The 1196-nt window shown below is 72.6% G+C and carries 1 protein-coding gene; it reads right to left on the minus strand.

The window, feature by feature from the left end:
* Window positions 1–1196 (minus strand): polyketide synthase dehydratase domain-containing protein (locus ACZ38L_RS39580; protein WP_465703023.1); only part of this gene is annotated, 1196 nt, incomplete at both ends.

Genomic DNA, 1196 nt, shown 5'->3' on the forward strand with positions numbered 1-1196 from the left:
GTCGGTGGTGGGTTGGTCGCCGATCACCACCCACTGGCCGGTGGCGGGCGGGCCGTCGGGCAGGGTCTGCGGCACCCACTCGACCCGGTACAGCGAGACGTCCTGCCGGGCGCTGCGGGTCTCCTCCAGGCGGCTCGGGTCCACCTCGCGCATGGTCAGGGCGCCGATGGTCATCACGGGCGCGCCGGTCGGGTCGGCGACCGCCATGGACACCGTGCCCGGCGTGGGCTCGCTGACCCGGACCCGGAGCCGGGTCGCGCCGGTCGCGTGCAGGGCGACCCCGCTCCAGGAGAACGGAAGCCGGACGTGCCCGGTCTGCTCCACGATCGGCGCGCCCTCCGGACCCAGCCGGGGAACCAGCGCGCCGGGGTGCAGCGCGGCATCCAGCAGCGCCGGGTGGATGCCGTAGCCACCGGGGTCGGTTCCCTCGGGCAGCGCGATCTCGGCATACACCGCGTCCGTGCCGCGCCAGGCCGCGCGCAGGCCCTGGAAGAGCGGCCCGTAGTGGTAGCCGCGCTCGATGAAGTGGGCGTAGAACTCACCGAGTTCGACCGGTGTGGCGGCTGCGGGCGGCCAGGCGAGCAGGCTCTCCCCGCTGTCGCTTGCCGCCCGGGTGCCGAGGACACCGGTGGCGTGGCAGGTCCAGGCGGTCTCGGGGATCGAGTCGTCGGGCCGGGTGTAGACGGCGAAGGACGACCGCCCGGTGTCGTCCGTCGGCTCGATGACCAGCCGGAGCTGGAGTGCACCGCGTTCGGGGATCGCCAGGAAGGTGTGGTGGGTCAGCTCGTCGATCTGGTCGCAGCCGACCTGGTCGGCCGCGTGCAGCAGCAGGTCCACGAAGGCGGTGCCGGGCAGCACGGGGGAACCGTAGATCTCGTGCTCGGCGGTCCAGGCCGGGTGCTCGGCGGAGATTCGCCCGGTGAACAAGTGTCCCTTGCCGTCCGGTAGTTCAGTGACGGTGGTGAGCAGCGGGTGCTCGATGGTGGTCAGGCCGAGGGCGGTGGCGCCGGCGCTGGGGGTGGTGGGGTGGAGCCAGTAGCGGTCGCGTTGGAAGGGGTAGGTGGGCAACTCGGTTGGGTGGGTGGGGGTTTGGGTGGTGGGTTGGGTGGTGGGCCAGGTGGTGGGGTGGCCGTGGGTGTGGAGGTGGGCGAGGGTGGTGGTGAGGGTGAGTGGTTCGGGGTGGTTTTTGCGGAGGG

The organism is Kitasatospora sp. NPDC024654 (genome assembly GCF_055559155.1).